Origin of the sequence: Ruminococcus sp. (assembly GCF_017549005.1) — a bacterium.
Lineage (GTDB): Bacteria > Bacillota > Clostridia > Oscillospirales > Ruminococcaceae > Ruminococcus.
In genome coordinates this window covers 25,403-51,098 of sequence record NZ_JAFYYT010000054.1, presented here as the reverse complement: position 1 = coordinate 51,098, position 25,696 = coordinate 25,403, and the positions used below count along the sequence as shown (strand labels likewise).

The window sequence follows — 25,696 nt, the reverse complement described above, 5'->3', positions numbered from 1 at the left end:
ATTTGTATCGCACTATTCGACACCATACGAAAGGACAGTCACACTATGAAAGAAAAAACAAATCCCTCGTCAAGAGGCAGCTTCGGTTCAAAAATAGGCTTTGTGCTCGCCGCGGCAGGCTCGGCGATAGGACTGGGAAATATCTGGCGTTTTCCATATCTTGCCGCTAAGTACGGCGGCGGAATATTCCTGCTCATATACCTTATCTTTGCCATAACCTTCGGTTTTGCCCTCATGCTGACCGAGATAGCCATAGGCAGGCGAACGGGCAAGAGCGTTATCGGCGCATACAAGGAAGTTGACAAGCGATTTTCTCCCCTCGGAGTCCTCGCAGCAGTCATTCCTGCTCTTATACTCCCATATTACTGCGTTATAGGCGGCTGGGTGCTGAAATATATGACGGTTTTTGCCAAGGGCGACGGTGAAGCTGTTTCCGTTGCGGAATACGCGGTCAAAGGCTCGGACGAAACTCTCACGTTTTTCGAGCATTTCATCGGACTTCTCGAACAGCCCTCCGTGTTTTTCATAATTTTCGTGCTTCTCACGTCAGTTGTAGTCTTTTTCGGCGTTGAAAAGGGCATAGAAAAGGTAAGCAAGTTCCTCATGCCCGTGCTGCTTGTGCTGATAATCGGCATAGCAGTCTATACTCTTACCCTCAAAGGCGCGGGAGAGGGGCTGAAATACTATGTTCTCCCCAATTTCAAGGGCTTCACATTCTCAAGGCTCCTTCAGACCATAGCGGCAGCCTGCGGACAGCTTTTCTACTCGATGTCCATCGCTATGGGAATAATGGTCACATACGGCTCATATATGCGAAAAGAGGACTCCCTTGAGAGCTCGGTCCGTCAGATTGAGATATTCGACACACTTGTCGCATTCCTTGCCGGAATGATAATAGTTCCTGCGGTATTCGTATTCTCGGGCGGAGATGAGTCTGCCCTCAACAAGGGTCCCGGACTTATGTTCATCACTCTCCCGAAGGTATTCGCTTCAATGCCGGCAGGACAGGTATTGGGCACAGCTTTCTTCATACTCGTTACCCTTGCGGCGCTCACCTCCTCAATATCCCTTATGGAGACCGTAGTTGCGGTGGTAATGGAGAAGTTCAGACTAAACCGCGCAAAGAGCTGCTTAATAGTGATATTCGTTACCATTGCCGTAGGAATGCTCTCTGTCCTCGGCTACAGCACATGGTCTGATTTCAGCATATTCGGTATGCAGATACTGGACCTTTTCGACTTCACCACGAACAATATAATGATGCCGGTGCTCTCTCTCCTCACCTGCATACTCATAGGATACGCCGTAAAGACGAAGTACATCGAGGAAGAGGTTATGTACGGCGAAAAGCGTTTCCGCTCGAAGCTACTCTACAGCGTCATGATAAAGTACATCTGCCCCGTATGCATGGCAATGATACTTATCACGCCCTTTGTGACGGAAATATAAGTACATATGAACATGAAGTGAACGCCGTTTCCGGCGTTCATTTTTTACCCTGTCAAAAACACCGAAAAGCCGCCTGCCCGTCCGACTGTTTACTGCAAATTGCTACATTATCCCAAAGCTATTGACATTTAATTGGCAAACGTGTAAAATAATAATGTATGAGTTTTTATAATGCTATTTTCCGCAGATTTACAGGCAAACCAAACAGCGGAAGCTCTAACAAATGATTTAACTGAAGGGTGATATATTTGGTATTCAGCAGCTTGGAATTTATCTTCATATTCCTGCCTGTTTTTATGATAGCCTATTCGGCGTCTGAAAATAAATATAGAAATATCGTTTTAGTAACAGCGAGCGTTATAGCCGGCATAGATATGTTCTATGTCATGAGGCTCATAAGGCCGCTCCCCATACTTATCTATCTCGCGTCGGTGGTGTGGCTCCTGTTTGAATCCGCAACGGCTTCCGAGAAGCGGTTCCGATGTGTGGTCATACTCTTCGGAAGCGCAGTCGCAGGCTATATCCTGTTCCATAATATGGAGCTTTTCAAGCCTGTCCCGGTAGCCCTCTTCCTTGCAGCGGCAGTCTTTCTGCTCATGCAGGCGTATTCCTCATCGCGGATAGGTTATCAGAACCTTATCATATTCACGGGAAGCGTCATCTTCTACAGCTTCGGCGTAAAGAAGCCCGTTTATATCATGCTGTTCCTGCTGACGGTGCTTCTCAACTTCATAGTGGGACAGTTCATCGAGCACAGCCGCCATATCAAGAAGCTTTGGCTCACATTCGGCATTCTTTTCAACTTCTGGTGGCTGATCTTCTTCAAATACTGGACATTCGGCACTGAAAACATCAATCACTGGTTCGGACAGAGTTTCACCGTAAAGGATATTATCCTGCCTATAGGTATCAGCTTCTACACCTTCCAGAACGTCTCCTACATAATCGATGTATACAGAGGCAAGGCTCAGGCCGAAAAGAACCTCATAAACTACGGAGCCTACATAACAATGTTCCCGCAGCTCATTGCAGGTCCTATTGTTACCTACGACCACGTTGCCAAAGAGCTGAAAAGCCGTACTCACAGCATACACAATGTCGAGGACGGTCTCAAGACCTTTACCATCGGTCTCGGCTACAAGGTGCTCATAGCCAATCAGATAGGCGGACTGTGGAGCGACATCTCTGCCATAGGCTACGAGAGCATATCATCACGGCTGGCATGGCTGGGTATATTCGCCTATTCTTTCCAGCTCTACTTCGACTTCTGCGGATATTCCCTCATGGCCATCGGACTCGGAAAAGTAATGGGCTTCAATATTCCACGCAACTTCGACCACCCCTATATGTCGCTGACCATGACGGAATTCTGGCGCCGCTGGCACATGACCCTCGGCACCTGGTTCAAGGACTACATCTACATCCCCCTCGGCGGAAACCGCAGGGGCGAGGGACGAATGGTATTCAATATGCTGGTGGTGTGGCTGTTCACAGGACTGTGGCACGGCGCGAGCTGGAACTTCGTCATGTGGGGACTTGTGCTTTTCGCAATAATCATGAGCGAAAAATTCTGGACAGGCAAGACGCTGAACAGGATAAAGCCCCTCGGTCACGCCTACATGATACTGATAATCCCGCTCACATGGCTTATCTTTGCGATAACGGACTTTCACGAGCTGGGCATCTATTTCAGGAGACTTCTCCCGTTCCTGCCGCAGAAGACCTATGCCGTAATGGATAACGACTACATTGAAAAATGGAAAATATACTGGAAATACTTCGCTGCAGCCATAGTTTTCTCCACAAGGCTGCCCGAGCTGGTATACAAGAAGATCAAGCACTCATTCATTACAGCCATAGCGCTGATTGCGGTATTCCTCGCAGCAGTCTACTGTATGTACATGGGAATGGACGACCCGTTCATGTATTTCAGATTTTAAGGAGAGAAAGAATTGAGCAAGTTAAAACAATGCATATATACACTGATACTGCTGGTCACCTGCGTTGTGGCTTCGCCGTTCATATATAAGCAGATATGGGATAGCAGCAATATCAAAAAGCCAAAGGCTGCCGTAAAGGAGCCTACGGCGGTAACTCAGCCTGCCGAGACCACCACGACAGCCGGTCAGGACGTCACATCCGAGACTCAGACCACATCAGAGGGCACTGAGACTGCCACGGAAGCTCCCACAGAGCCTGCAACTCCGCCGTCAAGCTTTATTGAAAGCGGCCCCGAGTACTTCGACGACGCCCTGTTTATCGGCGACTCCCGAACAGTGGGCATAAGCCTCTACGGTACGCTGAAAAATGCGGACTATTTCTGCGACAAGGGCCTCATGGTGGCGCGAATAGACGAATCCACCGTGGACGGCATGACCGTATGGGACAAGCTCCGCAAGAAGCAGTACGCCAAGATATACGTAATGCTCGGCATTAACGAGATAGGCAACGATATCGAGGGAACAACCGCAAAGTACAGGCGCCTCGTTGACGGTATCCGCGAGATACAGAAGGACGCCCTGATATATTTGCAGGCAAACCTCCACGTTACAACCTCAGGCGAGACCCAGTATATCACCAATGAGAGAATAAATGCGCTGAATACAAATATACAGGGAATGGCTGACGACAACAAGAAGATATACTACCTGGACGTCAATCCCTTATTCGACGATGATTACGGCTATCTTACAGCCGAGTACGCAAGCGACGGCGTACACGTCCTTGCAAAGTACTACACCACATGGTGTGAATGGCTCTGCATGAATACCGTGGCTGCTGCCCCTGCCGCGACTACAGCCCCCGCTGCAACAGAAGACAAGCCGCAGACAGAATCCACCTCCGATACAGCAGAGACTACCACACAAAACAAGAAACCTCAGAACGAAGAATTTTCCAACCTATAAGCTGAAAGCGAAAGGAGCATAAAATGGCAGAACTCAAAGTAGGCTACACAGGCAGGACAGTATACAATTCCACATTCACCATACTCGAATTTCTCGGCGGCGGCGGACAGGGAAATGTATACCGCGTTGAGTGCAACGGCAAGCAGATGGCGCTCAAATGGTACCACAAGTCCACTATCGACAAGATGAAAAACCCCCAGGAATTCTACGAAAACCTCAAGGCAAACATAAAAAAGGGCGCTCCCACAAAGGCATTTCTCTGGCCTGAGGAGCTCTCCAACTGGATAGACGGCTCTTTCGGCTATATCATGCCACTCCGCCCGTCAGGCTATGAGGAGCTGACACGCTTCCTGCTTTGGGACCCCAAAACACGCCGCATGAAGGCAAGCTTCGCAAATATAACCGCCCGCTGCAACGCAGCCATCAATATCATCGAGGGCTTCCGCGCTCTCCACAACGACGGCTACAGCTATCAGGACCTCAATAACGGCAACTTCTTCATAGACCCGAAAAACGGCGATGTGCTCATATGTGACAACGACAACGTTTCCGAGCGCGGCGTCAACTTCGGAATTGCCGGCAAACAGCGCTATATGGCTCCCGAGGTAGTTCTCGGCGGAGCTCCCGACAAGCGTTCCGACCGCTTCTCGCTGGCAGTCATACTCTTCCGTATGCTGTTCATCGAGCACCCGCTGGAGGGCAAATACTCTACTCCTCCGTGCATGACTCCCGAGCTTGAAAAGAAGTTCTACGGCTCAGACCCCGTATTCGTTCTCGACCCCGAGGACGACCGCAATGCCGCAAACAATCAGCTCAACACCAATACTCTCCGCTTCTGGAAGATATATCCCGACTATATCCGCGACCTTTTCATAGAATCATTCGGAAAGAAGTCGGTACAGCCCCCTTACGACCGCGTTATCGAAATGACATGGCTTGACGCCTTTGTTAAACTGAGAAGCGAGACAGTCCCCTGTCCTCACTGCGGCAAGGAAACCTTTATCGCCCCGAAGTATTCCGTGAACTGTATGTACTGCAACGGTCAGCTGACCTGCACCGAAAGTATCAAGTTCAAGCGCTTCGAGCTCCCTGCATTCGGCGGAGCTAAGCTCTATGAGGGCATGGCAGGCGACACGGAGGGCGACTTCCATAAGATAATCGGTGAGGTGGTCCGCAACAAGAAGGACCCAAGCAAACACGCTCTCCGCAACCTCTCCAATGATACATGGAGCGTAAAGCTCCCCGACAATACGGTAAAAACAGTTGACCCACAGGGCATAATGCCCATAAACAAAGGCTTCGTCCTCACTATAGGCAGAAGCGAGGGCACTGTAGAATGATAAACACCCGAAACAGTTAAACTGTTTCGGGTGTTTCAGTTATCAGCAATCAGCAAAAAGGGCTGCCAAAGGCAGCCCCTACGATCTTGGTTCCGAGTTCTCAGCACTATTTATCTTCATCTTCTTCGTCATCATCGTCGTCGGTGGGGAGCACCTCGATAATGACCTTTTCTACGTTCTGCTCGTTGACCTCAGCGGCAGTAATGCGGAAAATTCCGCTTTCGGCAGTCTCGCCTGCCTCGGGGATATGCTCCATAACATCTGTCACCCAGCCGCCCACGGAGGTGTAGTCCGTAGTTATCATGTCCTCGTCAAGATCCAGCATTTCAAGCATATCGCTTATGCTCATATCGCCTGCCACCTCGTATTTGTCAGGTGCAAGCATCATTATATTTGTCTCTATCTCGTCGTCCTCGTCGTAGATCTCGCCGACGAGCTCCTCGATGATGTCCTCGAGGGTGACTATTCCCTTAGTACCGCCGTACTGGTCAATGACTACCGCAAGGTGTACCTTTGAGCGCTGCATATCGCGCATAGCCTCGCTTATGAGCTTTGTATCGGCAATGTGGGGAACTTCCTGAATGATAGGCGTGATATCGCTTCCGCCCTCCACCAGCATTTTGAAAAACGCCTTGTTTGTGATGATACCCTTGATCTCATCAAGACTTTTTTCATACACAGGCAGACGGGAGTACATCTCACGGCTGAAAAGCTCCTTTATCTCGTCGATAGTCGAGCCAAGCTCAACGCCGATGACCTTAACGCGGGGAATGAGTATCTCATTTACGGTTATCTCGTCAAATTCAAGCGCACTTTTTACCAGCTCGCTCTCCTGCTCCTCAATAACGCCCTGCTCTTCGATCTCATCGATCATGTACTTTAGCTCGTCCTCGGTAACGCTGGGAGCTTCATCACCCTTTGAAACAAGGGACGAGAGCTTATTGAGCAGCCACACAAAGGGCTTGAAAAGTCCCACCAGGAACGTAAGGGGCGGAGCGAATGCGAGCGCAAGCTTCTCCGCGTTTTTCTTGGCATAGGATTTCGGCAGTACCTCGCAGAACACCAGCACAAGCACAGTGACAACAATAGTTGACAGCGCAGGACCTTTCGGCCCCACAAGCTTGATAAAAATAAGGGTGCTAACCGACGAAGTGGCGATATTCACGATATTATTGCCGATAAGCACTGCTGTGAGGACTTCGTCGAAGCGGTTTGCGAGCCTGAGAGCTTTTTTCGCTTTTTTGCTGCCCTGTGCCTCGTAGTTTTTCAGGCGAAGCTTGTTAACACTGGAATAAGCCGTTTCAGTCCCCGAAAACAGGGCTGAAAAGATCATCATAGCAATGACGAGAACTATCTTCCATATATCTGAACTGTCCATATTATTCCTTTCCTTATATAATAATGTTACTATTATAACATATAATAAAAAATAATGCAAGTCTTTGACGCAGCCCTTTACCATTCATGCGGCGGAATACCGACTGTCCTTAACATCAATTTCACAAAGCGCCGGGAATTGTGATAAAATTTACACATAAAATTCTCAAAAACAATACAAATGCCGCAAATCAATATCACAAAGGGCTAATATAATATAATCACAGGCTGAGGGAGAACCTCAGAAATAAAATAACCGAAAAGGAAAGTGAATATTATGAATGAGTATAATTACAATTTTAATAACAATGAAAACCAGCAGAACAACGGCGAGGGCTACAACGGCTTCAGTACAGACGGACAGCAGCCTCAGGAGCAGAAGCCCAGGAAAAAGCATTCCTTCTTGAAGGTAGCTGCTTTCGTTGTAGCTATGGGAGTCGTTTCCGCAGGCTCTATCGAGGGCTACCGCATATTCAACCGCGAGAGCAATATCCGCAGCGCAGCAGTAGTTGATGCGGAAGACGGCAAGAAAACCGAAAAGGCCACAACTGCCACAAAGGAAGCAAAGTCCGAGTCAGTAACAGCTCAGAACGTAAGCATAATCAAGCCAGAAGAGGTAGGCGGCAGCACTCTTTCAACAGAGGATATCGTTGAGAAAATGCTCCCGTCTGTAGTAGGTATAGAATCCACATTCACAACAGAAGTGCGGCAGTCAATGAACGACTTCTTTGATTTCGGCTTCGGCGGTGGATTTGACTTCGGCTTCGGAAACGGAAACAACGACGGCGGTACTACTTCAAAAGAGTACAAGGGAACAGGTACAGGCGTTATCATATCCGAAAACGGCTATATCGTAACAAACGCCCATGTTATCTATGACAGTGAGAACGGCGGCGAACAAGCAGACAGCGTTTCTGTTCTCCTTAACAACGATGAAGCATTTGAAGCAGAGATCGTCGGCTATGATGTTGACTACGACCTCGCAGTTTTAAAGATAGACGAAACAGATCTCACAGCAGCTGAATTCGGCAACAGCGACGAGCTCATGCTTGGCGAGTCAGTAATAGCTATCGGCAACCCCCTCGGCTTTGACCTTATGGACACAGTTACAGGCGGTATGATCTCAGGTCTCGGACGTCACATCACTATCAACGACAAGACCATGAACCTTATTCAGACCGACGCAGCTATCAACTCGGGCAACTCTGGCGGACCGCTCATCAATAAGTACGGTCAGGTAATAGGCATCAACTCCTCAAAGATGTCCTCCTCATACGGTTCATCTGAGGCTTCTATCGAGGGTATCGGCTTTGCTATCCCATCCAACCTTACAGCTAACGTTATCGACGACCTTATGAAGTACGGCTACGTAACAGGTAAGCCGCAGCTCGGTATATCCTGCTATGACGTTACCGAAACTGCTGCAAAGATGTACAATCTCCCTGTAGGTATATTCGTATCCGATGTCAAGAAGGGCAGCGGCGCTGAAAAGGCAGGCCTCCAGAACGGCGATATCATCGTAGCTCTCAACGGCAAGAAGGTAAAGAGCTATGAGGAGCTCTCAGCTGAAAAGAACATTTACTCCGCAGGTGACGAGGTTGAAGTAACATTCATCAGAAACGGCGATGAAAAGACTGTAAAGCTCATACTTGACGAGGTAGATAAGCCGCAGGCTGACGAAGAGAACGAAGAAAAGACTTCCAAGAAGTCAAAGAAGAGCGCTTCCGACAATGAAAATGCCGAGGAAGACAACGGCGGCGAAGAGGAAGCTCCCGCAAGAAAAAACAGAAATAACGCAGAAGCTCCTGATATTGCAGAATAACACCCAATGCAATCTTCATTGATACTCCTTTACATAAAAAAACGGAAACAGCACTCCCGAACTTTCGGGAGTGCTGTTTTTTCAGTACGCTTATAATAATACATATATCGGCAACATCTTTATGAAGAAGTTTTTCCACGATAAAACATATTACTTCTTGAAAGCAGCGATAGACTGCTCTATCTTAGCCATTTTCTCCTCAGCCTTTGCAAGCTTTGCCTTCTCGGCGTCTATGAGCTGTGTGGGAGCCTTTGCGATAAAGCCCTGATTATTGAGCTTTCCGCTGAGGAAGTCGATATCCTTCTGTACCTTTGCCTTTTCCTTTTCAAGACGTGCTATTTCCTTATCCTTGTCAACAAGCTCGTCCATAGGAATGAATATACGTGCGGAATCGGTAACAGCGTTTGCCGAATCAGGTATATCGAACTTGTCCCCTGTCTCGACTGCTGAAGCGGAAGCAAGCTTCTCGAAGAATACAGCGCAGGAGTTGAAAAGCTCCTTGTCGGCAGTCTCGATGAAGAGCTTGGCCTTTACCGACGGAGGTACGTTCATTTCTGTACGTGTATTTCTTACAGCCTTGATAGCTGAGATTATCTTCTCGAATGCCTTCTCCTCGGCGTTGAAGTCGATAGAAGCGTCATATGTGGGGTAAGTCTCCAGGATTATCATTGACTTCTCGTTTGTGAGTACCTGCCATATCTCCTCGGTAATGAACGGCATGAATGGGTGAAGGAGCTTCAGCATACCCTGCATAGCCCATACCAGAACTGCCTGAGCCTTTGCCATTGTCTCGCCGCCTGCCTGTATTCTCGGCTTTGTGAGCTCGATGTACCAGTCGCAGAATACATCCCAGATAAAGTCGTATATCTTCTGTGAAGCAACGCCAAGCTCATATCTTTCGAGGTTCTCGCCTACTTCCTTTGCAAGCTGATTGAACTTGTTCACGAGCCACTTGTCCTCGAGCTCCAGCTCCGCAGGAAGTCCCCTGAACTCAAAGTCCTCGGGAAGGTTCATCATAATGAAACGTGAAGCGTTCCAGAGCTTATTCGCAAAGTTACGGGCAGCCTTTACCTTGTCGTCGATATAACGCATATCATTTCCGGGCGAGTTTCCTGTAGCCAGCATAAATCTGAGAGCGTCAGCACCGTATTCGTTGATAACTTCAAGAGGGTCGATACCGTTTCCGAGAGACTTGGACATCTTGCGTCCCTGGGCGTCACGTACAAGTCCGTGGATAAGAACTGTATCGAAAGGAACTTTTCCCATGTTCTCCAGTCCGCTGAACATCATTCTGATTACCCAGAAGAAGATGATATCATAGCCTGTTACGAGGGTATTTGTAGGATAGAAATACTTCAGGTCCTCGGTATTCTCAGGCCAGCCGAGAGTCGAGAAAGGCCACAGTGCCGAGCTGAACCATGTATCAAGGGTATCGGGGTCCTGTCTCATGGGCTTTCCGCACTTGGGACAAACCGCGCTGCTCTCCTTGGTAACGACCATTTCGCCGCACTCGTCACAGTAGAATGCAGGTATCTGATGTCCCCACCATATCTGACGGGAGATACACCAGTCCTTGATGTTTTCAAGCCAGTGGAAGTATATCTTATCAAAACGCTCGGGAACGAACTTTGTATCGCCGTTCTTTACAGCCTTGATAGCAGGCTCTGCAAGGGGCTTCATCTTAACGAACCACTGAGTCGATACCTTTGGCTCAACTGTAGTTCCGCAGCGGTAGCAGGTACCTACATTATGGCTGTACTCCTCTATCTTAACAAGAGCGCCTTCCTTTTCGAGGTCCTCAACTATCTTCTTTCTTGCCTCATAGCGGTCCATGCCTGCGTATGCGGGATAATCGTCATTTATTGTAGCGTCGTCGTTCATTACGTTGATAACCGGCAGATTATGACGGAGACCTACTTCAAAGTCGTTGGGGTCGTGAGCAGGAGTTATCTTAACTACACCTGTACCGAAGTCCATTTCAACATAATCATCAGCAACGATAGGTATCTCGCGGTGTACGATAGGCAGGATAACAGTCTTTCCTACAAGAGCTGTATAGCGCTCGTCCTTCGGATTTACTGCAACAGCCGTATCGCCGAGAAGAGTCTCGGGACGTGTCGTAGCAAGCTCCAGATAGCCGTCGCTGTCCTTTATCTTATAGCGGAGGTGCCAGAAATGACCTGCCTGATCCTCATATGTTACCTCTGCGTCGGAAAGGGAGGTGCGGCACTTGGGACACCAGTTGATTATACGCTCGCCTCTGTAGATGAGACCTTTTTCGTAGTACTTGATGAATACTTCCTTTACAGCCTTTGAGCAGCCCTCGTCCATAGTGAAGCGCTCGCGTGACCAGTCGCAGGAAGAGCCAAGCTTCTTGAGCTGTTCAACGATACGGCCGCCGTACTGCTTCTTCCACTCCCATGCGCGCTTCATGAAGCCCTCACGTCCGAGGTCCTCCTTTGTAACGCCTTCCTTGCGCATAGCTTCAACTATCTTAGCCTCAGTAGCTATAGCTGCGTGGTCCGTACCCGGGAGCCACAGTGCGCTGTAGCCGCTCATTCTCTTCCAGCGGATAAGTATATCCTGCAATGTTTCATCAAGGGCGTGTCCCATATGGAGCTGTCCTGTGATGTTCGGAGGGGGAATAACTATAGTGTAGGGCGTTTTCTTTGGATCAGCCTCTGCACGGAAGCAGCCCTTGTCGTTCCATGCGGCGTAGATACGATCCTCAAAGTCCTTGGGGTTATAAGCCTTTGCAAGTTCCTTTGCCATTTTCATTCTCCTTTTCGTGACAGTCAGCCGACGTCACCGTGTTTTTGTCGGTCAGAGCAAATAAAAAGCCCCGAACCGTTAAAGGTTCAGGGCGAACTAAGTCCGTGTTACCACCTGAATTCGGGTATTACCCCGCACTCTGCGGAGCCTGTGAGCTCCTTCCCCTGTAACGTGAGGATCACGCCGCATACTACTGAGCATCTGCTGTTGGCACGCGAAGCTCCGAAGCTACTTCCGCAAGTCCCTCATACTGCCTTTCACCATACGGCAGCTCTCTGAAAATCGGGTATCTCACGTACTCCTCTTCATCATTGCCTTTGAATACCTTATAATTATACATGATAATTTTTCATTTGTCAAGACGGAATTATCAGAGCTAAGAACTAAGAACTAAGATTGTAGGGGACGGTGTTCCCTACACGGCTAAGGGCTGAGAAATTTTCACACAACGCGAAAAATTCTCTTTTTCCCCTTGCAGTCCGTCCGAAACTGTGATATAATATATGTATCTATGTTTGAAAGGATTTGAAACTATGATAATACTCGACGAACTCAGAGTAGAAATGACAGGCTACCGAAAGGAAATGTCGGAGCTTGCCGACGTTCTGAATATAGAAGCTGCAAAGAAGCGCGTTGCCGAGCTTGCCGAAGAAACAGGCAGGGACGGTTTCTGGGACGACCTCGAAAACTCCCAGAAAGTGCTCAAGGAGCAGAAATCACTGGAAAGAAAGATCGAGAATTTCAACAAGCTCAACGATAACCTTGAAGATATAATCGCTCTTATCGAGCTTTCTATCGAGGCTGACGACGAGAGCGACGTTGAAGAGATAAAGCGCGAGTCCGAAGCTTTCAAAACAAAGCTGGAGGACGAAAAGCTGTCAACTCTGCTTACAGGCGAGTATGACAATGCAAACGCTATCCTCACCTTCCACGCCGGCGCTGGCGGAACAGAGGCTCAGGACTGGGCAGAAATGCTCTACCGTATGTACAACCGCTGGGCTGAGCGTCACGATTTCAAGGTCGAGCTTCTTGACTATCTTGACGGCGATGAAGCAGGTATGAAGTCCGCTTCTATACTTATCGAGGGCGAGAATGCTTACGGCTATATGAAATCCGAGTCAGGCGTTCACAGACTTGTACGTGTCTCTCCGTTCGACGCTCAGGGCCGCAGACACACCTCTTTTGCAGCACTTGAAGTAATGCCCGAGCTCGATGACTCTATCGAAGTTGATATCCGTCCCGAGGATATCGAAATGGAAGTTTACCGTTCAAGCGGCGCAGGCGGGCAGAAAGTCAACAAGACCAGCTCTGCTGTACGTCTTATCCATAAGCCTACAGGTATCGTTGTTTCCTGTCAGACTCAGCGAAGCCAGTATCAGAACAAGGACTACGCCATGAAGATGCTCCGTTCAAAGCTCGTTGAGATCAAGGAAAGAGAGCACCTCGAAAAGATCGAGGATATCAAGGGCGTTCAGAACCAGATTGCCTGGGGCTCGCAGATACGCTCATACGTATTCATGCCATATACTCTTGTAAAGGACACCCGTACCGGCTTTGAAAACGGCAATATCCAGGCTGTTATGGACGGCGACCTCGACGGATTCATCAATGCTTATCTGAAGTCACTCTCTCACGGAACACTGGAAAAGTAAATCGTAATGAGTAATTGACCGGCTCGCATATCAAAAAGCGGAAAAGCCGAAAAGGTCCTTGTAAACGGCAGTAAAATAAAGAACCGCGCCGGTGAATACGGCAAATATATATACAACGTAAAATATGATGATGTCGGGTTCTCTTTCTGTATCTATCAGACAAATTGCTGGAACTGCGAAGATTTCGACATATCATTCAGCGTTGATACTGCAAAACAGACTGTATCATGCACAAAATTCCGGAAATAATTCAGGGACGCCAAAGGCGTCCCTTTTCAATGCACTAATAACTGTTCACTTTTTCAAAAAACGCTATTCCAAAGCGGCGTTTCGCCGCTTTTTAGCATTTCAAGGAGCTCCCGCAGCTCAGAAAGCTCCGCTTTCAGCTCCTCGCCATCACTTTCCGCAAGCTGTATTATCCTTGCGCTTATCCTGTCTGCTTCTACAAGCTTGTCGTACTTCAGCAGAACAGACGCCCAATGCCGGAAGCTTTCCCACTTTTCTCCGAGCTCCTGTGCGCTCCCTGTGAGCGCTTCACTTTCTCCGTTTTCTGACATGATACTGAGCTTGTTTATTTCCCCGAGCATTTCATCGCAGCGGCGGTTCACCCAAACGCTCGTAAAAACACTGAATGCTATCAGTATCAGCAGAATTGCCGCGCTAAGCCTTACTCTTGTCGTTCTTTTCACCTCCGAGCCTTACTTTTCGGGGCGTATTCCCCTTTTTATCAGCTATGAAACAGCTCCCGGAGCTGTCGGCAGTCATGATGAAAACGTCGTTTACTCTCATATTATTGGCGGAAAGCAGCTTTTCTACAGCGCTTCTGCTCAGTTTCAGCGACTCCATAGCCTTTTCCACATATATTCCGTCGGATATTATCAGCACGGGCGGGTCGGTCTCTTCTGCGGAGATACCCATATCACGCCGCGTGGGAGTTTCCGCGGACTGCTTCTTCATCACTGAAACACTGCCTGTGGTCTCGACTATTGCGAACTGCACCTCGTCGGGGTCGAAAATGTCCTTGCTTCTCAGAGCCATAAGAAGGTCGTCCACCGAAAAACGAAGCTCCCGAAGTATATCCCTCTCTATCCGCCCGTTCCGTATGACTATTTTAGGACTTCCCGATATGAGCTTTCTCAGCCTGGGAAATCGAAGGTTTATCCATGAGGTAATGACTTCAAAGCAGACCAGTGACAGAATAGGCGTGACTCCTACGATTACGGGAATATTCACGTCTTCTATGGGAAGAGTCGCGATGTTCGAGACAAGTATGGTTATGACGAGTTCCGAGGGCTGAAGCTCCCCGAGCTGGCGCTTTCCCATGAGCCTTACCGCGAATATGACAAGCAGATACAGCATGACCGATCGTATCAGTACTACACACATAAAAACAGCTCCTTTACGGTTATTCTGCCGCAAAGGAGCTGATATATTCAAAGCCGCGCGTTACTTTGTTGCCTATATAGAAACTTATTCTTTATATCAATCAGCAAAGCGTTCATTATATTCCTGATATGCCTTGACTATCATTTCCGCACAGAGTTCATCGCCGAGAACTCCGCTGTTCAGGCACAGGGCATACTGATCCTTGTCCTGCCATAGTCTGCCTGTATTGACGTTATAAAAGGTCTCGCGGCGCTTATCCGCCTTTTTCATTATGGACTCCGCCTTGCCCTCACTTACGCCGTATTCCTCTATCGCCCTTTTTACGCGGACCTCGGGGTCTGCATAGATATACACATTGAAGCAGCCCTTGTCCTCGAGGATATAGCTTCCGCACCTGCCGACTATGACGAACTTCTTCTCCCTGTCGGCAATTTCATTGATTATGCGGCTCTCCATAAGAAAGACCTTGTCGGACAGAGGAAGATTTTCTTCCATAGTCCTTGCTGGATTTGCCGACAAAAGCAGTGAATACAGGAAGCTTGTGGGAACATTTTCCTCTGCATTCTCAAGATATTCGGGAGCGATCCCGCACCTTTCAGCCGTCATTTCAAGTATCTGTCTGTTATAGCATTTGATACCGAGCTTTTCAGCGGTGAGTCTGCCGATATTGCTGCCGCCGCTTCCGTATTGTCTTTCAATAGTGATTATAGTTTTTTTCATTTTATTATCTCCCCCATGGTATAATTCTTATTACATAATATGATAAAATAACTACATTTCATATTATATCACATTTTGCACATATTTCAACATTAACAACAATAATTATTGTTTAAATGGTTGAGTTTCTATGTTTTCACCAATTCAGGGCTTACTTAATTGTGCATTATTAAATATAAAAAGTCTCCCGTCGGTTAGCACAACGGGAGACCTGTTAGTTTACTTTACTGCTCTTACTGATGAGTCACTATCAGTTTTTTTATCAAACGCAGCCCTGAGCCTTCATTGCCTCTGCAACCTTGAGGAAGCCTGCAATGTTAGCGCCTGCCATGTAGTTGCCAGCCATGCCGAACTCCTTAGCAGCTTCGTCACAAGCCTTGAAGATAGACTTCATGATGCCGTGGAGCTTCTCGTCAACCTCTTCGAATGTCCAGCTGAGTCTCTCGCTGTTCTGGCTCATTTCGAGACCTGATGTTGCAACGCCGCCTGCGTTAGCAGCCTTTGCAGGACCATAGAGAATGCCGTTTGAAAGGTATGTCTCGATAGCCTCAGGTGTTGAAGGCATATTTGCACCCTCAGCAACAGCAAAACCGCCGTTTGCAACGATAGCCTTTGCAGCGTCGCCGTTGATCTCGTTCTGTGTAGCGCAAGGAAGTGCGATATCGAGCTTTATGCTGCCAGCATTGCACTTGAGTGTCCAAACGCTGCCCTCGTGGTACTCAGCGTTCTTGTGTGAAGTTCTTGAAGCGTACTCCTTGATTCTGCCGCGCTCAACCTCCTTGATCTGCTTAACGAGATCAAGCTCGATTCCGTCGGGATCGTAGATGTAGCCGTTTGAGTCGGAAACAGTAACGACCTTAGCACCGTACTGTGTTGCCTTCTCTGTAGCGTATATAGCAACGTTGCCTGAACCTGAGATAACAACTGTCTTGCCATCGAAGCTCTTGCCGTTTGCCTGGAGCATTTCGTTTGTGAAGTAGCAGAGACCGTAACCTGTAGCCTCTGTTCTTGCGAGTGAACCGCCGTATGTAAGGCCCTTACCTGTGAGAACGCCAACGAACTCGTTGCGGAGTCTCTTGTACTGACCGAACATGAAGCCGATCTCTCTTGCGCCTGTTCCGATATCACCTGCAGGAACGTCGCAGTCTGCGCCGATGTGTCTGCAGAGCTCTGTCATGAAGCTCTGGCAGAAACGCATGATCTCTCCGTCGCTCTTGCCCTTAGGATCAAAGTCAGAGCCGCCCTTTGCACCGCCCATAGGAAGTGTTGTAAGGCTGTTCTTGAATACCTGCTCGAAACCGAGGAACTTGATGATTCCGAGATATACTGACGGGTGAAGTCTGATACCGCCCTTGTAAGGTCCGATAGCAGAATTGAACTGGATTCTGAAACCTCTGTTTACCTGTACCTTGCCGTTGTCGTCAACCCACGGTACACGGAACATAACCTGTCTCTCAGGCTCAACTATTCTCTCGAATACGCCTGCGTCGATAAGATCCTGTCTCTTCTCAGCAACAGGCTGGAGAGTCTCAAGAACCTCTGTTACAGCCTGGATGAATTCAGGCTCGCCCGGATTTCTTTTCTTAACTTTTTCTAATAATTCGATAAGATACTGATTTTTTAACGCCATTGTTAAAAAACCTCCTTTACTAAATTCTGCAGATGCAGTTCATTATTGATTATAACACTACTGTTTCCATTTTGCAATACTTTATTGCTGTAAATTTGCAAATTTCTTCGTTTTAATCCCCAACGCACAAAATTTTTGACGAAGTTTGTGCATACTGACTATATTTCTTTCAACAACCGCCTTTCCCATCTTGGTGTGAAGTTCAGGTCTGAGGCTCGATGCGCTCTCTGCGGCGCTGCATATGAATATAATGAGTTTTTTTGTTATCTGTATTGATTTTTGCTCTGAGATATTGTATAATATCAATAACGGCATGACTGTATAATGAGAGGGAATCATTATATAAAGGAGGCTTTGCTCTATGCTCAAAGCCATTTGCTCAGCAAAAGAACTGACGGATAACAGCTACTATGACTGCGTCAGCGATATAATAGAAAGCAAACAGATACAGGAGCTGAAATCCATTACCCATCATGTCTCCACTACCCGTTTCCAGCACTGCATTAACGTTTCATACTACAGCTATGTAGTTTGCAGGAAGCTCAGCCTCAATGCGCGTTCAGCCGCAAGAGCAGGGCTTATGCACGACCTTTTCTATTACGACCGCAAGGAGTACAACTCCACAAAGTCGAAGGGTCAGGCTTCACACAGCAGAAAGCACTCGCTGGAAGCCTGCGCCAACGCCGCGAAGATAACGTCTGTCACCAGACTCGAACGGGATATGATAGAAAAGCATATGTGGCCCATGACAAGGCCAAAGCCAAGCTACAAGGAGACATACATAATCACGATAATCGACAAGTATTGCGCTGTCCTGGAATTCTGCGTCCCCAGGGTGCAGAAGATAGTCCGCAGGAGACCGCAGTAACATATATTTTACGACGGAGGTCACACTATAATGAAAATCGAAACAAAATGCCTGCACGCAGGCTACACCCCAAAGAATACAGAGCCGAGAGTAGTGCCTATTGTTCAGAGCACTACCTACGTATACGACTCAACAGACGACGTTGCCGCTGTATTCGATGATCCTACAAAGAGCCTTATCTACTCACGCTTTGAGAACCCCACCGTTATGGCAGTTGAGGAAAAGATCAATGCCCTCGAGGGCGGCGTCGGAGCTATGTGTACCTCCAGCGGTCAGGCAGCTTCGCTTCTTTCACTGCTCAATATCCTCAAGGCAGGCGACAGCTTCATATCGGCAGCCACTATCTACGGCGGTACCGTTAATCTCTTCGCTTTCACCCTCAAGAAGCTTGGCATCGAGTGCATTTTCGTTGACGCCGACGCCCCGGAGGAAGAGATACAGGCTGCTTTCAAGCCGAACACCAAGGCTGTTTTCGGCGAAACTCTCGCAAATCCAGCACTTTCTGTATTCGATATAGAAAAGTTCGCAAATATCGCTCACAAGAACGGCGTTCCGCTCATCATCGACAATACATTCCCTACCCCTATCCTTTGCAGACCTTTCGAGTACGGAGCCGATATAGTTATCCACTCCACCACAAAGTACATGGACGGTCATGCTGTTCAGGGCGGCGGTGTTATCGTTGATTCGGGCAATTTCGACTGGACAAACGGCAAGTTCCCCGAGTTCACAGAGCCCGATGAAAGCTACCACGGCACTGTCTACACAAAGGCTTACGGCAAGGCTGCTTACATCATCAAGGCAAGAATGCAGCTCATGAGAGACTTCGGCTGCTATCCTTCAGCTCAGTCCGCATTCTACCTCAATCTCGGCCTTGAGACACTTCCTATCCGTATGAAGCAGCACTGCGAGAACGCTAAGACCGTTGCTGAGTTCCTCGAGGCAAACGATAAGGTAGAGTCTGTAAATTACCCCGGTCTTGCCGGAAACAAGTACCACGAGCTCGCAAAGAAGTACCTCCCCGGCGGTACAAGCGGCGTTATCTCGTTCATCATCAAGGGCGGCAGAAATACCGCTATCAAGTTCATGGATTCACTCAAGCTTGCTTCCAATGAAGTACACGTTGCAGATATCCGCACCTGTGTGCTCCACCCTGCAAGTGCAACTCACCGTCAGCTCACAGACGAGCAGCTCGTTGCCTGCGGCATAAACGGCGGTCTTATCAGACTTTCCGTTGGCCTTGAAAATATCGACGATATCCTCGACGACCTCAAGCAGGCTTTCGCAGCTATCTGAACAGGTGATAAACAATGAAAACTCTGATAGTATACTTCTCGCAGACGGGCTTCACGCAGAAATATGCCGAATGGCTTGCCGAAGCTCTCGGCGGCACGACTATTACCATGAAGGAAGCCTCCAAAAAGGAGGACAGCTTCTTCAATGACTTCGACGCCATAATCTTCGGCAGCTGGCTGTCTATGGAAAAGATCGCAAAGGCCGACTGGTTCACCTCGAGACTTGACAAGTGGAAGGGCAAAAAGCTGGCTATATTCGGCGTGGGAGCAAGTCCTGCCGAGTACTCGGGAATACAGGGCATTCTCGACAAAACGCTCACCGACGAGCAGAAGAAGGTCGCAAAAGCTTTCTACTGCGTAGGCGGCCTTTGCTACGAAAAGATGTCCTTCGGCTCGAAAATGCTCATGAAGACCTTTGCGGCTATGCTCAAGGGCAAGAAGAACAAGTCCGAAACCGACAAGGCTATGATAGAACACGTCGCCTCGTCCTGCGACTTCAGCGATAAAAAGTATATCGAGCCTATTGTGGCTTATATTAAAGGATAATTCAGAACAGGCTGAAGAAGAGCGCCTTCTTCAGCCTGCTTTTTTCCGCTACAGCAAAACAGGCAGATACCTGTACGTATCTGCCTGTTTTTTTGATGTATGATTACTTGACTCTTGTAAGAGTGTCTGTCTTCTTTGAGTCAGTGATTGTGAGAGTGTCGCCTTTTATGGTGTAATCTCCCGACATAGCGCTTCCGTCGCTGTTGAATATTGCGGAAGAGCCTGAGATATTGAGCTTCTTATCGTCGATTGTATATGTGAATATGTTGTTGAAGATAAGCTCGCTGTGAGGACCTTCAAAATTAAGTGTGATGTCAAGAGGCTTGCCGTTCTTTTCGGTCTCCTCCTTCATGCTGTCGGCAAAGTTGTCGTAAAGCTTGCCGCCCTCAAGAGTGTATTTTCCGTAGTAGCCGTCATTGCCGCCAAGCTTCTTCATAACGAGGATCTGCTCGCCCATTACGTCTACCGTAACGGTGTCGCCCTCTTCCTTTACGTAATCGTTGGAAATTACAGAACCGCCCAAGCTGAAGCCCTCGTCCTCAAAGTGGAACATTGATGAGGCGTCCTCATACATGGAACCCTTTCCGTTTTCATGGAAGATGAGTCCCGCGCTTTCGACTTCCTGATTGTCAACTCCACTGAGCGCCCATTTACCGACAATGTCGGCAGACTTCTTCTTGCTCTCGGACTTGCTTCCGCACGATACAAAAGCACATACCGCAAGTGAGCAGACAGCTATTGACGTTACAATTTTCTTCATAAAATGACCTCCAATAGGATCGTTATTATTCCAAACGTCTATAGTTTACGCAGGAGCTTTCCGTTTTTCGGGGTATTTCCGAAAATTTGCCGGAAATCCCATTCCTGCGACACGATACATTATATCACGGTGTCTGCCCGATTGCAAGCATGATTTGAAAAAGTCGCCGAAATGCAGTCTTTATTCATTAGTTTTGCTACGAAAAGCAGTAATTTTGTACATAGTTCAGAGAGATATTTCTTGACTTTGCCCTGTTTTAATGCTAAAATTAAGTCGTAAAGCACGGCAATACACTACAGATACGGAGGTAATCATGAAAGCCTTGAAAATACTGACAGCTGCGGCGCTGCTTCTTGCTTCCGTGCCATTTCCGGCATATGCGGGCGGCAGTCCAAAAACTGACTTCAACGGTGACGGTATCGTTGATATATTCGACATGGTAAGCGCAAGAAAAAAAGGCGCTTCCGCAGAGGAGCTCCGCGTTCTCGGCAGCTTTCTCCTTGGTAATGAGACGGAACGCTCCGCGGATAATGACTATGAGCTCATCTGGAGCGACGAGTTCAGCGGCGACAGGCTCGACGAGAGCAAGTGGTCATACGAACTGGGCAACTGGAAGCTCGACGACAGCGGAAACTACGTAACCAACGGCTGGGGCAACAACGAGCAGGAGTTCTATACATCGCAGAATACTGCGGTAAAGGACGGTATCCTTACCATTGCCGCCCGTAAGGAGAGCTGGGTTGACGAAAAGCAGGGCAGCTACGACTACACCTCGGCAAGGATAAATACTCAGCATAAATTCTCGGTGTGCGGCGGAAAGATCGAAGTCCGCGCAAGGTGCGATTCGGGCAAGTCACTGTGGCCTGCCATATGGATGCTCCCCGAAGACAGCGCTTACGGCGGCTGGGCTTCATCAGGCGAGATAGACATAATGGAAGGCTGGGGCAGCACTCCCGACAAGATCTGCGGAACTATACACTTCGGCGGTGCATGGCCGAACAATACCTACCTCACCAACGACTATATCTTCAAAAACGGCGACGGTACTCAGAACTGGCATACCTACAGCATCGAATGGGAACGCGGCGAGATACGCTGGTACGTGGACGGCGCCCTGTACAGCACTCAGTCGGACTGGTACTCCGAGGGCTTCAGCTACCCTGCCCCCTTTGACCAGAATTTCTATGTGATACTCAACCTTGCAGTGGGCGGTCACTTCGACGGTATCGACGGTATTTACGCTGAACCTGCCACATTTGCCGACGGCGAGAAGCACTTCGATATCGACTACGTCAGGGTCTATGAGAAAAAAGGCTCTGATTTCAGTCCTACGGAGATGACTTCCCTTTCCCTCGATAATTATATCGAGGGCGCTGAGGCTTCCGTAGTCAACAAGGAGGGCTGTACCGTTGTGGATATCAAAAACGCAGGCGAGCTTGAGTACGCAGTTATGGGACTTCTCCGCTCGCGTGAGGTAAAGGCAGGCGAAAAACACACCCTTTCATTCGATGTGAGCTCAACTGTCCCGAGAAATATGGTGGTCACTGCCGAGGACAGCTCCTACACGCGCTATCTCGATGAAAAAGTGGAGATAACTCCAGAGAAGAAGCATTTCAGCTTCGATGTCACCTTTGCAGCCGATATGGCGGCGGATATAAAGTTCCAGCTGGGAAATATCGACAATGCCGCTTCTCTCGGAGCGCATGAAGTGACGCTTTACAATATCTCATGGACATAATATGCGAAAACAGGCAGAAGAAAAACTCCTTCTGCCTGTTTTTAGTTCAGCTCCGTCGGCGCAAGCCGATACCTTATTACGCATTAAAAAGGACGTACCCGAAAGGTACGTCCTTTGTTCTTAGTCTTTTCTGAAAAGCTCTCTGAGAACCATTCCGCCACCTGCCGCAACCATGCCGAACATGACTATGAATACGTAAGCATTGGTGCTGCGCCATCTCAGATGTGTGGTCAGCATTACGCTGAGAAGTACGATAACTATTCCTATCGACAGTACCACCCAGCCGAATATCTTCCTGTCCATAAGGAAAAGCATTGCAATTCCTGCGATTATAGGAAGCATTATCAGTCCGTTGGGAAGTCCTATACTGCCTATCCTGAAGAAATATCCGCCAAGTCCCCACGAACTCTCTACCACGATATTCTGGAATATCATGAACAGGCCGCCGCCAAGCAGAAGAAGTCCTATGAAGAATGTAAGCAGTCGGTTTCCTTCGCTTTTTGATGATGAACGAGCTCCGTTCCTTGTCTCAAGGAGATCCTTGTACATTTTGTCGAGCTCTTTGTCTTTTGTGTTTTTCGGCATAATACCGCCCCCCTATATCAAATTTACAAGGATATTATACATGAAATTACTCACATTGTCAAGTATATCGCCGAAAAAATCATCGTTTTTTCATTTTATCCGCCGAGTTATATGAAATTAACTCATGACTATTGACAGAAGCTTTTAAATAAAGTATAATATAAATTGAAAATGATTATCAAATTCAAATATCAGGAGCTCATGACATGGATTTGCTTAGAAAAGCTTTATTTTTTATGGCAGCTGCGGTTATCGCGGCTGCTTCTTTGAGCGGCTGTGCGGAAAGCCGCAAGGCCGACGACGGCAGGCTCAGTATCGTCTGCACCAACTTCTCCGAATACGACTGGACAAAGAATATCATAGGCAGCACTGACAGCGCCGATATCACATATCTTCTCGGCAGCGGCGTGGATATACACAACTATCAGCCAAGTACTCAGGATATGCTCACTATCTCAGACTGTGACGTTTTTATCTACTCGGGCGGCGAGTCCGAGACATGGGTGGACGACGCCATTGGGAATGTCAGGAACAAGGACATTAAGGTTTTAAGGCTGTTTGACGCTCTCGGTCAGAGACTGAAAGAAGAAGAGACCAAAGAGGGCATGGAGTCCGACGAGGACGAGGAACACGATGAGGGTATCGAATACGACGAGCATATATGGCTCTCGCTGAAAAACGCAGAAGTCCTTTGCAGCAGCATATGCGAAAGCCTTTGTGAAGCCGACCCGTCAAATGCAGACGCTTACCGCTCAAATCTTGACAGATATGAGGAAAAACTGAAAGCTCTTGACGGAAAATATACGGAAATGGCTGAAAGCTCCGACGTAAGGACTATACTTGTGGGCGACCGTTTCCCGTTCCGCTATCTTGTTGACGACTACGATATCGACTACTATGCCGCCTTTGCAGGTTGCTCCGCCGAGACCAACGCAAGCTTTGAGACCATTGCGACCCTTGCAGGCAAGCTGGACGAGCTTAAACTCGGAACGGTGTTCATACTGGAAAACTCCGACGACTCCATCGCAAGGTCGATAATCGACAACTCAGATAGCAAGAACGCCGTTATCGAAAAGCTCAGCTCCCTGCAGTCCGTAACTCAGAAGGACGTTGAGTCAGGCGTTACATATTTATCGTTAATGGAAGAAAACCTGGAAACTCTGAAGAAGGTGCTTGGATAAATGGGTGCATTGCTTAGATGTGAGAACGTTTCTCTCGGCTACGAGGGCGACGTAATCACAAAAGGTCTGAATTTCACCGTGAGCAGCGGCGATTACCTCTGCATAGTCGGCGAGAACGGCTCGGGAAAAAGTACGCTTATAAAGGCTCTGCTCGGTCTGAGAGCGCCCCTTGACGGAAAAGTCGAGCTCTGCGGAGAAGTTGGCAAGAACGAGATAGGATATCTCCCGCAGCAGACTATGGTACAAAGAGACTTCCCTGCCTCGGTGCGCGAGATCGTGCTTTCGGGCTGCATGAACCGCTGCGGTCTGCGCCCCTTTTACAATAAGGAAGAGAAGAAGCTCGCTCACGACATGATGAGGAGACTTGAGATAGAGCCCCTCACAAAGCGCTGCTACCGCGAGCTTTCGGGCGGTCAGCAGCAGAGAGTCCTCCTTGCGAGAGCTCTCTGTGCGGCAAGGAAGATGATACTCCTGGACGAGCCTGTAACAGGTCTCGACCCGAAAGCTACAAACGAGATGTACGAGCTTATCGGCAGTCTCAACAAAAAAGACGGTATCACCGTCATAATGGTCTCACACGATATGAACGCAGCTGTGAGGTACGCCACGCATATACTCCACATCGGCAGAAAACAGCTGTTTTTCGGAACTAAAGAGGACTACATGACCAGCAGGATAGGTCAGGCGTTCATCTCTGTAATGGGAGGTGAGGACAGTGAGTGACCTGTTTGCAAAGCTTCATCAGTCATTTCAGCTCCCCGTGGTAAGATATGCCCTTATTGTGGGACTTCTTATCGCTCTGTGCTCCTCTTTGCTGGGAGTTACACTTGTAATGAAGCGTTTCTCGTTCATAGGCGACGGTCTTTCACACGTTGCATTCGGCGCAATGGCAGTCGCCACTGTGACAGGGATAACCAACAATATGCTCATTATCATGCCTGTCACCATAGTTTCGGCAGTTCTGCTGCTGAGAACAGGCAGCAACACAAAGATTAAGGGCGACGCGGCAGTTGCCATGATATCGGTGGGAGCTCTCGCTCTCGGCTATATGCTCATGAATATCGCCGCAAGAAAAGGTATCGGCAGAACTTCGGGAAACGTTACCGCCGATGTGTGCAGCACGCTTTTCGGCTCCACTGCTATACTCACTCTCAAACCTGCGGACGTGTGGATCTGCATTGCTATGTCGGTCATCGTCGTTACCGTGTTCCTTGTATTCTACAATAAGATATTCGCCGTTACTTTCGATGAGAGCTTCGCAAAGGCTACGGGAATACGCTCGGATATGTACAATCTGCTCATTGCGGTGGTCATTGCGGTGATAATCGTAATAGCCATGAACTTCGTAGGCTCGCTGCTGATATCGGCTCTAATAATCTTCCCTGCGCTTTCTGCAATGAGAGTCTTCAAGAGCTTCCGCAGCGTTATAATCTGCTCTGTGGTGATATCCCTGCTATGCGCGTTTTTCGGCATAATAATCTCTATACTCGCCGAAACTCCTGTGGGCTCCACCATAGTTTCCGCAGATATCACTGTATTCTTCATATTCTGTATCATTTCCGCCGTGCTGAAGCGCGGAAGATAAACAGCTTTGTTAAAAACGTCAAAACACTTTCACTTTTAAACGTGAAAGTGTTTTCTTTATCATAAATCGGCGCCTATCTTGACA

21 protein-coding genes and 1 other annotated feature are annotated in these 25,696 nt (G+C 48.3%); of the genes, 13 read left to right on the top strand and 8 right to left on the bottom strand.

Going from position 1 to position 25,696, the window contains the following annotated elements; all coding sequences use genetic code 11:
- The first annotated feature begins 45 nt into the window (after positions 1-45).
- The 4 genes from IKW96_RS13430 to IKW96_RS13415 all read left to right on the top strand — a co-directional run bounded on the left by IKW96_RS13430 (position 46) and on the right by IKW96_RS13415 (position 5,695).
- Positions 46-1,449 carry a sodium-dependent transporter gene (locus tag IKW96_RS13430; protein WP_296575914.1) on the top strand — a complete coding sequence of 468 codons (1,404 nt, stop codon included), beginning with the start codon at positions 46-48 and terminating at the stop codon, positions 1,447-1,449.
- Positions 1,450-1,697: 248 nt separating this feature from the next.
- Entirely contained in the window at positions 1,698-3,389 is a 1,692-nt protein-coding gene (locus tag IKW96_RS13425; RefSeq protein ID WP_296575911.1) for an MBOAT family O-acyltransferase, read from the top strand.
- Positions 3,390-3,401: 12 nt separating this feature from the next.
- Positions 3,402-4,355, top strand: coding sequence for a GDSL-type esterase/lipase family protein (locus tag IKW96_RS13420; protein WP_296575908.1), 954 nt, complete (start codon positions 3,402-3,404; stop codon positions 4,353-4,355).
- Between the two features lie 23 nt (positions 4,356-4,378).
- Entirely contained in the window at positions 4,379-5,695 is a 1,317-nt protein-coding gene (locus IKW96_RS13415; RefSeq protein ID WP_296575905.1) for a protein kinase, read from the top strand.
- A 106-nt stretch (positions 5,696-5,801) separates the two neighbouring features.
- Here IKW96_RS13415 and IKW96_RS13410 read toward each other — a convergent pair whose 3' ends face one another.
- Complete coding sequence (locus IKW96_RS13410; protein ID WP_296575901.1) at positions 5,802-7,073, bottom strand: hemolysin family protein; 1,272 nt, start codon at positions 7,071-7,073, stop codon at positions 5,802-5,804.
- Between the two features lie 276 nt (positions 7,074-7,349).
- Here IKW96_RS13410 and IKW96_RS13405 point away from each other — a divergent pair, with 276 nt between their 5' ends.
- Positions 7,350-8,894 (top strand): trypsin-like peptidase domain-containing protein, encoded by a 1,545-nt coding sequence (locus tag IKW96_RS13405; protein ID WP_296575897.1) that lies wholly within the window; start codon positions 7,350-7,352, stop codon positions 8,892-8,894.
- Between the two features lie 150 nt (positions 8,895-9,044).
- Here the strand turns inward: IKW96_RS13405 and IKW96_RS13400 are convergent, their stop codons facing one another.
- On the bottom strand, positions 9,045-11,666 hold the full coding sequence (locus tag IKW96_RS13400) for a valine--tRNA ligase (protein WP_296575893.1): 2,622 nt from the start codon (positions 11,664-11,666) through the stop codon (positions 9,045-9,047).
- 84 nt (positions 11,667-11,750) lie between these two features.
- Positions 11,751-11,987 (bottom strand) — a binding site (T-box leader).
- Positions 11,988-12,199: 212 nt separating this feature from the next.
- Here IKW96_RS13400 and prfB point away from each other — a divergent pair.
- A complete protein-coding gene (prfB, locus tag IKW96_RS13395) occupies positions 12,200-13,318 on the top strand; it encodes a peptide chain release factor 2 (RefSeq protein WP_296575889.1) in 1,119 nt (372 codons plus the stop codon).
- Between the two features lie 302 nt (positions 13,319-13,620).
- On the opposite strand, the gene IKW96_RS13390 is transcribed toward prfB, so the two are convergent.
- The 4 genes from IKW96_RS13390 to gdhA all read right to left on the bottom strand — a co-directional run bounded on the left by IKW96_RS13390 (position 13,621) and on the right by gdhA (position 17,054).
- Positions 13,621-14,007: a DUF4363 family protein gene (locus IKW96_RS13390; RefSeq protein WP_296575884.1), complete on the bottom strand. Its 387-nt coding sequence runs from the start codon at positions 14,005-14,007 to the stop codon at positions 13,621-13,623.
- Positions 13,979-14,704, bottom strand: coding sequence for a DUF421 domain-containing protein (locus IKW96_RS13385; RefSeq protein WP_296575879.1), 726 nt, complete (start codon positions 14,702-14,704; stop codon positions 13,979-13,981). The genes IKW96_RS13390 and IKW96_RS13385 overlap by 29 nt, the downstream gene beginning before the upstream one ends.
- Positions 14,705-14,800: 96 nt before the next feature.
- Entirely contained in the window at positions 14,801-15,424 is a 624-nt protein-coding gene (locus tag IKW96_RS13380) for an AAA family ATPase (protein WP_296575876.1), read from the bottom strand.
- Positions 15,425-15,686: 262 nt separating this feature from the next.
- A complete protein-coding gene (gene gdhA, locus IKW96_RS13375; protein WP_296575873.1) occupies positions 15,687-17,054 on the bottom strand; it encodes an NADP-specific glutamate dehydrogenase in 1,368 nt (455 codons plus the stop codon).
- Positions 17,055-17,415: 361 nt separating this feature from the next.
- Between gdhA and IKW96_RS13370 the strand changes: the two genes are divergently transcribed.
- From IKW96_RS13370 to IKW96_RS13360, 3 genes are read left to right on the top strand one after another with little or no spacing between them, the layout of a single operon-like run.
- Entirely contained in the window at positions 17,416-17,922 is a 507-nt protein-coding gene (locus tag IKW96_RS13370) for an HD domain-containing protein (protein ID WP_296575870.1), read from the top strand.
- A 30-nt stretch (positions 17,923-17,952) separates the two neighbouring features.
- Positions 17,953-19,218: an O-acetylhomoserine aminocarboxypropyltransferase/cysteine synthase family protein gene (locus IKW96_RS13365; protein WP_296575866.1), complete on the top strand. Its 1,266-nt coding sequence runs from the start codon at positions 17,953-17,955 to the stop codon at positions 19,216-19,218.
- Positions 19,219-19,232: 14 nt separating this feature from the next.
- A complete protein-coding gene (locus IKW96_RS13360; RefSeq protein ID WP_296575863.1) occupies positions 19,233-19,763 on the top strand; it encodes a flavodoxin domain-containing protein in 531 nt (176 codons plus the stop codon).
- A 103-nt stretch (positions 19,764-19,866) separates the two neighbouring features.
- Here the strand turns inward: IKW96_RS13360 and IKW96_RS13355 are convergent, their stop codons facing one another.
- On the bottom strand, positions 19,867-20,523 hold the full coding sequence (locus IKW96_RS13355) for a hypothetical protein (RefSeq protein ID WP_296575859.1): 657 nt from the start codon (positions 20,521-20,523) through the stop codon (positions 19,867-19,869).
- A gap of 313 nt (positions 20,524-20,836) precedes the next feature.
- Here IKW96_RS13355 and IKW96_RS13350 point away from each other — a divergent pair, with 313 nt between their 5' ends.
- Positions 20,837-22,261: a glycoside hydrolase family 16 protein gene (locus IKW96_RS13350; protein WP_296575856.1), complete on the top strand. Its 1,425-nt coding sequence runs from the start codon at positions 20,837-20,839 to the stop codon at positions 22,259-22,261.
- 120 nt (positions 22,262-22,381) lie between these two features.
- Here the strand turns inward: IKW96_RS13350 and IKW96_RS13345 are convergent, their stop codons facing one another.
- The gene (locus tag IKW96_RS13345; RefSeq protein WP_295092276.1) at positions 22,382-22,846 is read right to left on the bottom strand and encodes a hypothetical protein; all 465 of its coding nucleotides are present in this window, start codon (positions 22,844-22,846) and stop codon (positions 22,382-22,384) included.
- 206 nt (positions 22,847-23,052) lie between these two features.
- On the opposite strand from IKW96_RS13345, the gene IKW96_RS13340 reads away from it, so the two are divergent.
- From IKW96_RS13340 to IKW96_RS13330, 3 genes are read left to right on the top strand one after another with little or no spacing between them, the layout of a single operon-like run.
- Positions 23,053-24,027, top strand: a complete 975-nt coding sequence (locus IKW96_RS13340; RefSeq protein WP_296575853.1) for a metal ABC transporter substrate-binding protein — start codon at positions 23,053-23,055, stop codon at positions 24,025-24,027.
- A complete protein-coding gene (locus IKW96_RS13335; protein WP_296575850.1) occupies positions 24,028-24,750 on the top strand; it encodes a metal ABC transporter ATP-binding protein in 723 nt (240 codons plus the stop codon).
- The gene (locus IKW96_RS13330) at positions 24,743-25,612 is read left to right on the top strand and encodes a metal ABC transporter permease (protein WP_296575847.1); all 870 of its coding nucleotides are present in this window, start codon (positions 24,743-24,745) and stop codon (positions 25,610-25,612) included. The genes IKW96_RS13335 and IKW96_RS13330 overlap by 8 nt, the downstream gene beginning before the upstream one ends.
- Positions 25,613-25,696 lie beyond the last annotated feature (84 nt).

Bases quoted from the DNA above. Each gene is read 5' to 3' on its own strand.
- IKW96_RS13355 (WP_296575859.1), bottom strand. From the start codon at position 20,523: ATGAAGAAAATTGTAACGTCAATAGCTGTCTGCTCACTTGCGGTATGT.
- IKW96_RS13415 (WP_296575905.1), top strand. From the start codon at position 4,379: ATGGCAGAACTCAAAGTAGGCTACACAGGCAGGACAGTATACAATTCC.
- IKW96_RS13385 (WP_296575879.1), bottom strand. From the start codon at position 14,704: ATGTGTGTAGTACTGATACGATCGGTCATGCTGTATCTGCTTGTCATA.
- IKW96_RS13360 (WP_296575863.1), top strand. From the start codon at position 19,233: ATGAAAACTCTGATAGTATACTTCTCGCAGACGGGCTTCACGCAGAAA.
- IKW96_RS13335 (WP_296575850.1), top strand. From the start codon at position 24,028: ATGGGTGCATTGCTTAGATGTGAGAACGTTTCTCTCGGCTACGAGGGC.
- IKW96_RS13370 (WP_296575870.1), top strand. From the start codon at position 17,416: ATGCTCAAAGCCATTTGCTCAGCAAAAGAACTGACGGATAACAGCTAC.
- IKW96_RS13430 (WP_296575914.1), top strand. From the start codon at position 46: ATGAAAGAAAAAACAAATCCCTCGTCAAGAGGCAGCTTCGGTTCAAAA.
- IKW96_RS13380 (WP_296575876.1), bottom strand. From the start codon at position 15,424: ATGAAAAAAACTATAATCACTATTGAAAGACAATACGGAAGCGGCGGC.
- IKW96_RS13410 (WP_296575901.1), bottom strand. From the start codon at position 7,073: ATGGACAGTTCAGATATATGGAAGATAGTTCTCGTCATTGCTATGATG.
- prfB (WP_296575889.1), top strand. From the start codon at position 12,200: ATGATAATACTCGACGAACTCAGAGTAGAAATGACAGGCTACCGAAAG.
- IKW96_RS13405 (WP_296575897.1), top strand. From the start codon at position 7,350: ATGAATGAGTATAATTACAATTTTAATAACAATGAAAACCAGCAGAAC.
- IKW96_RS13345 (WP_295092276.1), bottom strand. From the start codon at position 22,846: ATGCCGAAAAACACAAAAGACAAAGAGCTCGACAAAATGTACAAGGAT.
- IKW96_RS13340 (WP_296575853.1), top strand. From the start codon at position 23,053: ATGGATTTGCTTAGAAAAGCTTTATTTTTTATGGCAGCTGCGGTTATC.
- IKW96_RS13350 (WP_296575856.1), top strand. From the start codon at position 20,837: ATGAAAGCCTTGAAAATACTGACAGCTGCGGCGCTGCTTCTTGCTTCC.
- IKW96_RS13400 (WP_296575893.1), bottom strand. From the start codon at position 11,666: ATGGCAAAGGAACTTGCAAAGGCTTATAACCCCAAGGACTTTGAGGAT.
- gdhA (WP_296575873.1), bottom strand. From the start codon at position 17,054: ATGGCGTTAAAAAATCAGTATCTTATCGAATTATTAGAAAAAGTTAAG.
- IKW96_RS13365 (WP_296575866.1), top strand. From the start codon at position 17,953: ATGAAAATCGAAACAAAATGCCTGCACGCAGGCTACACCCCAAAGAAT.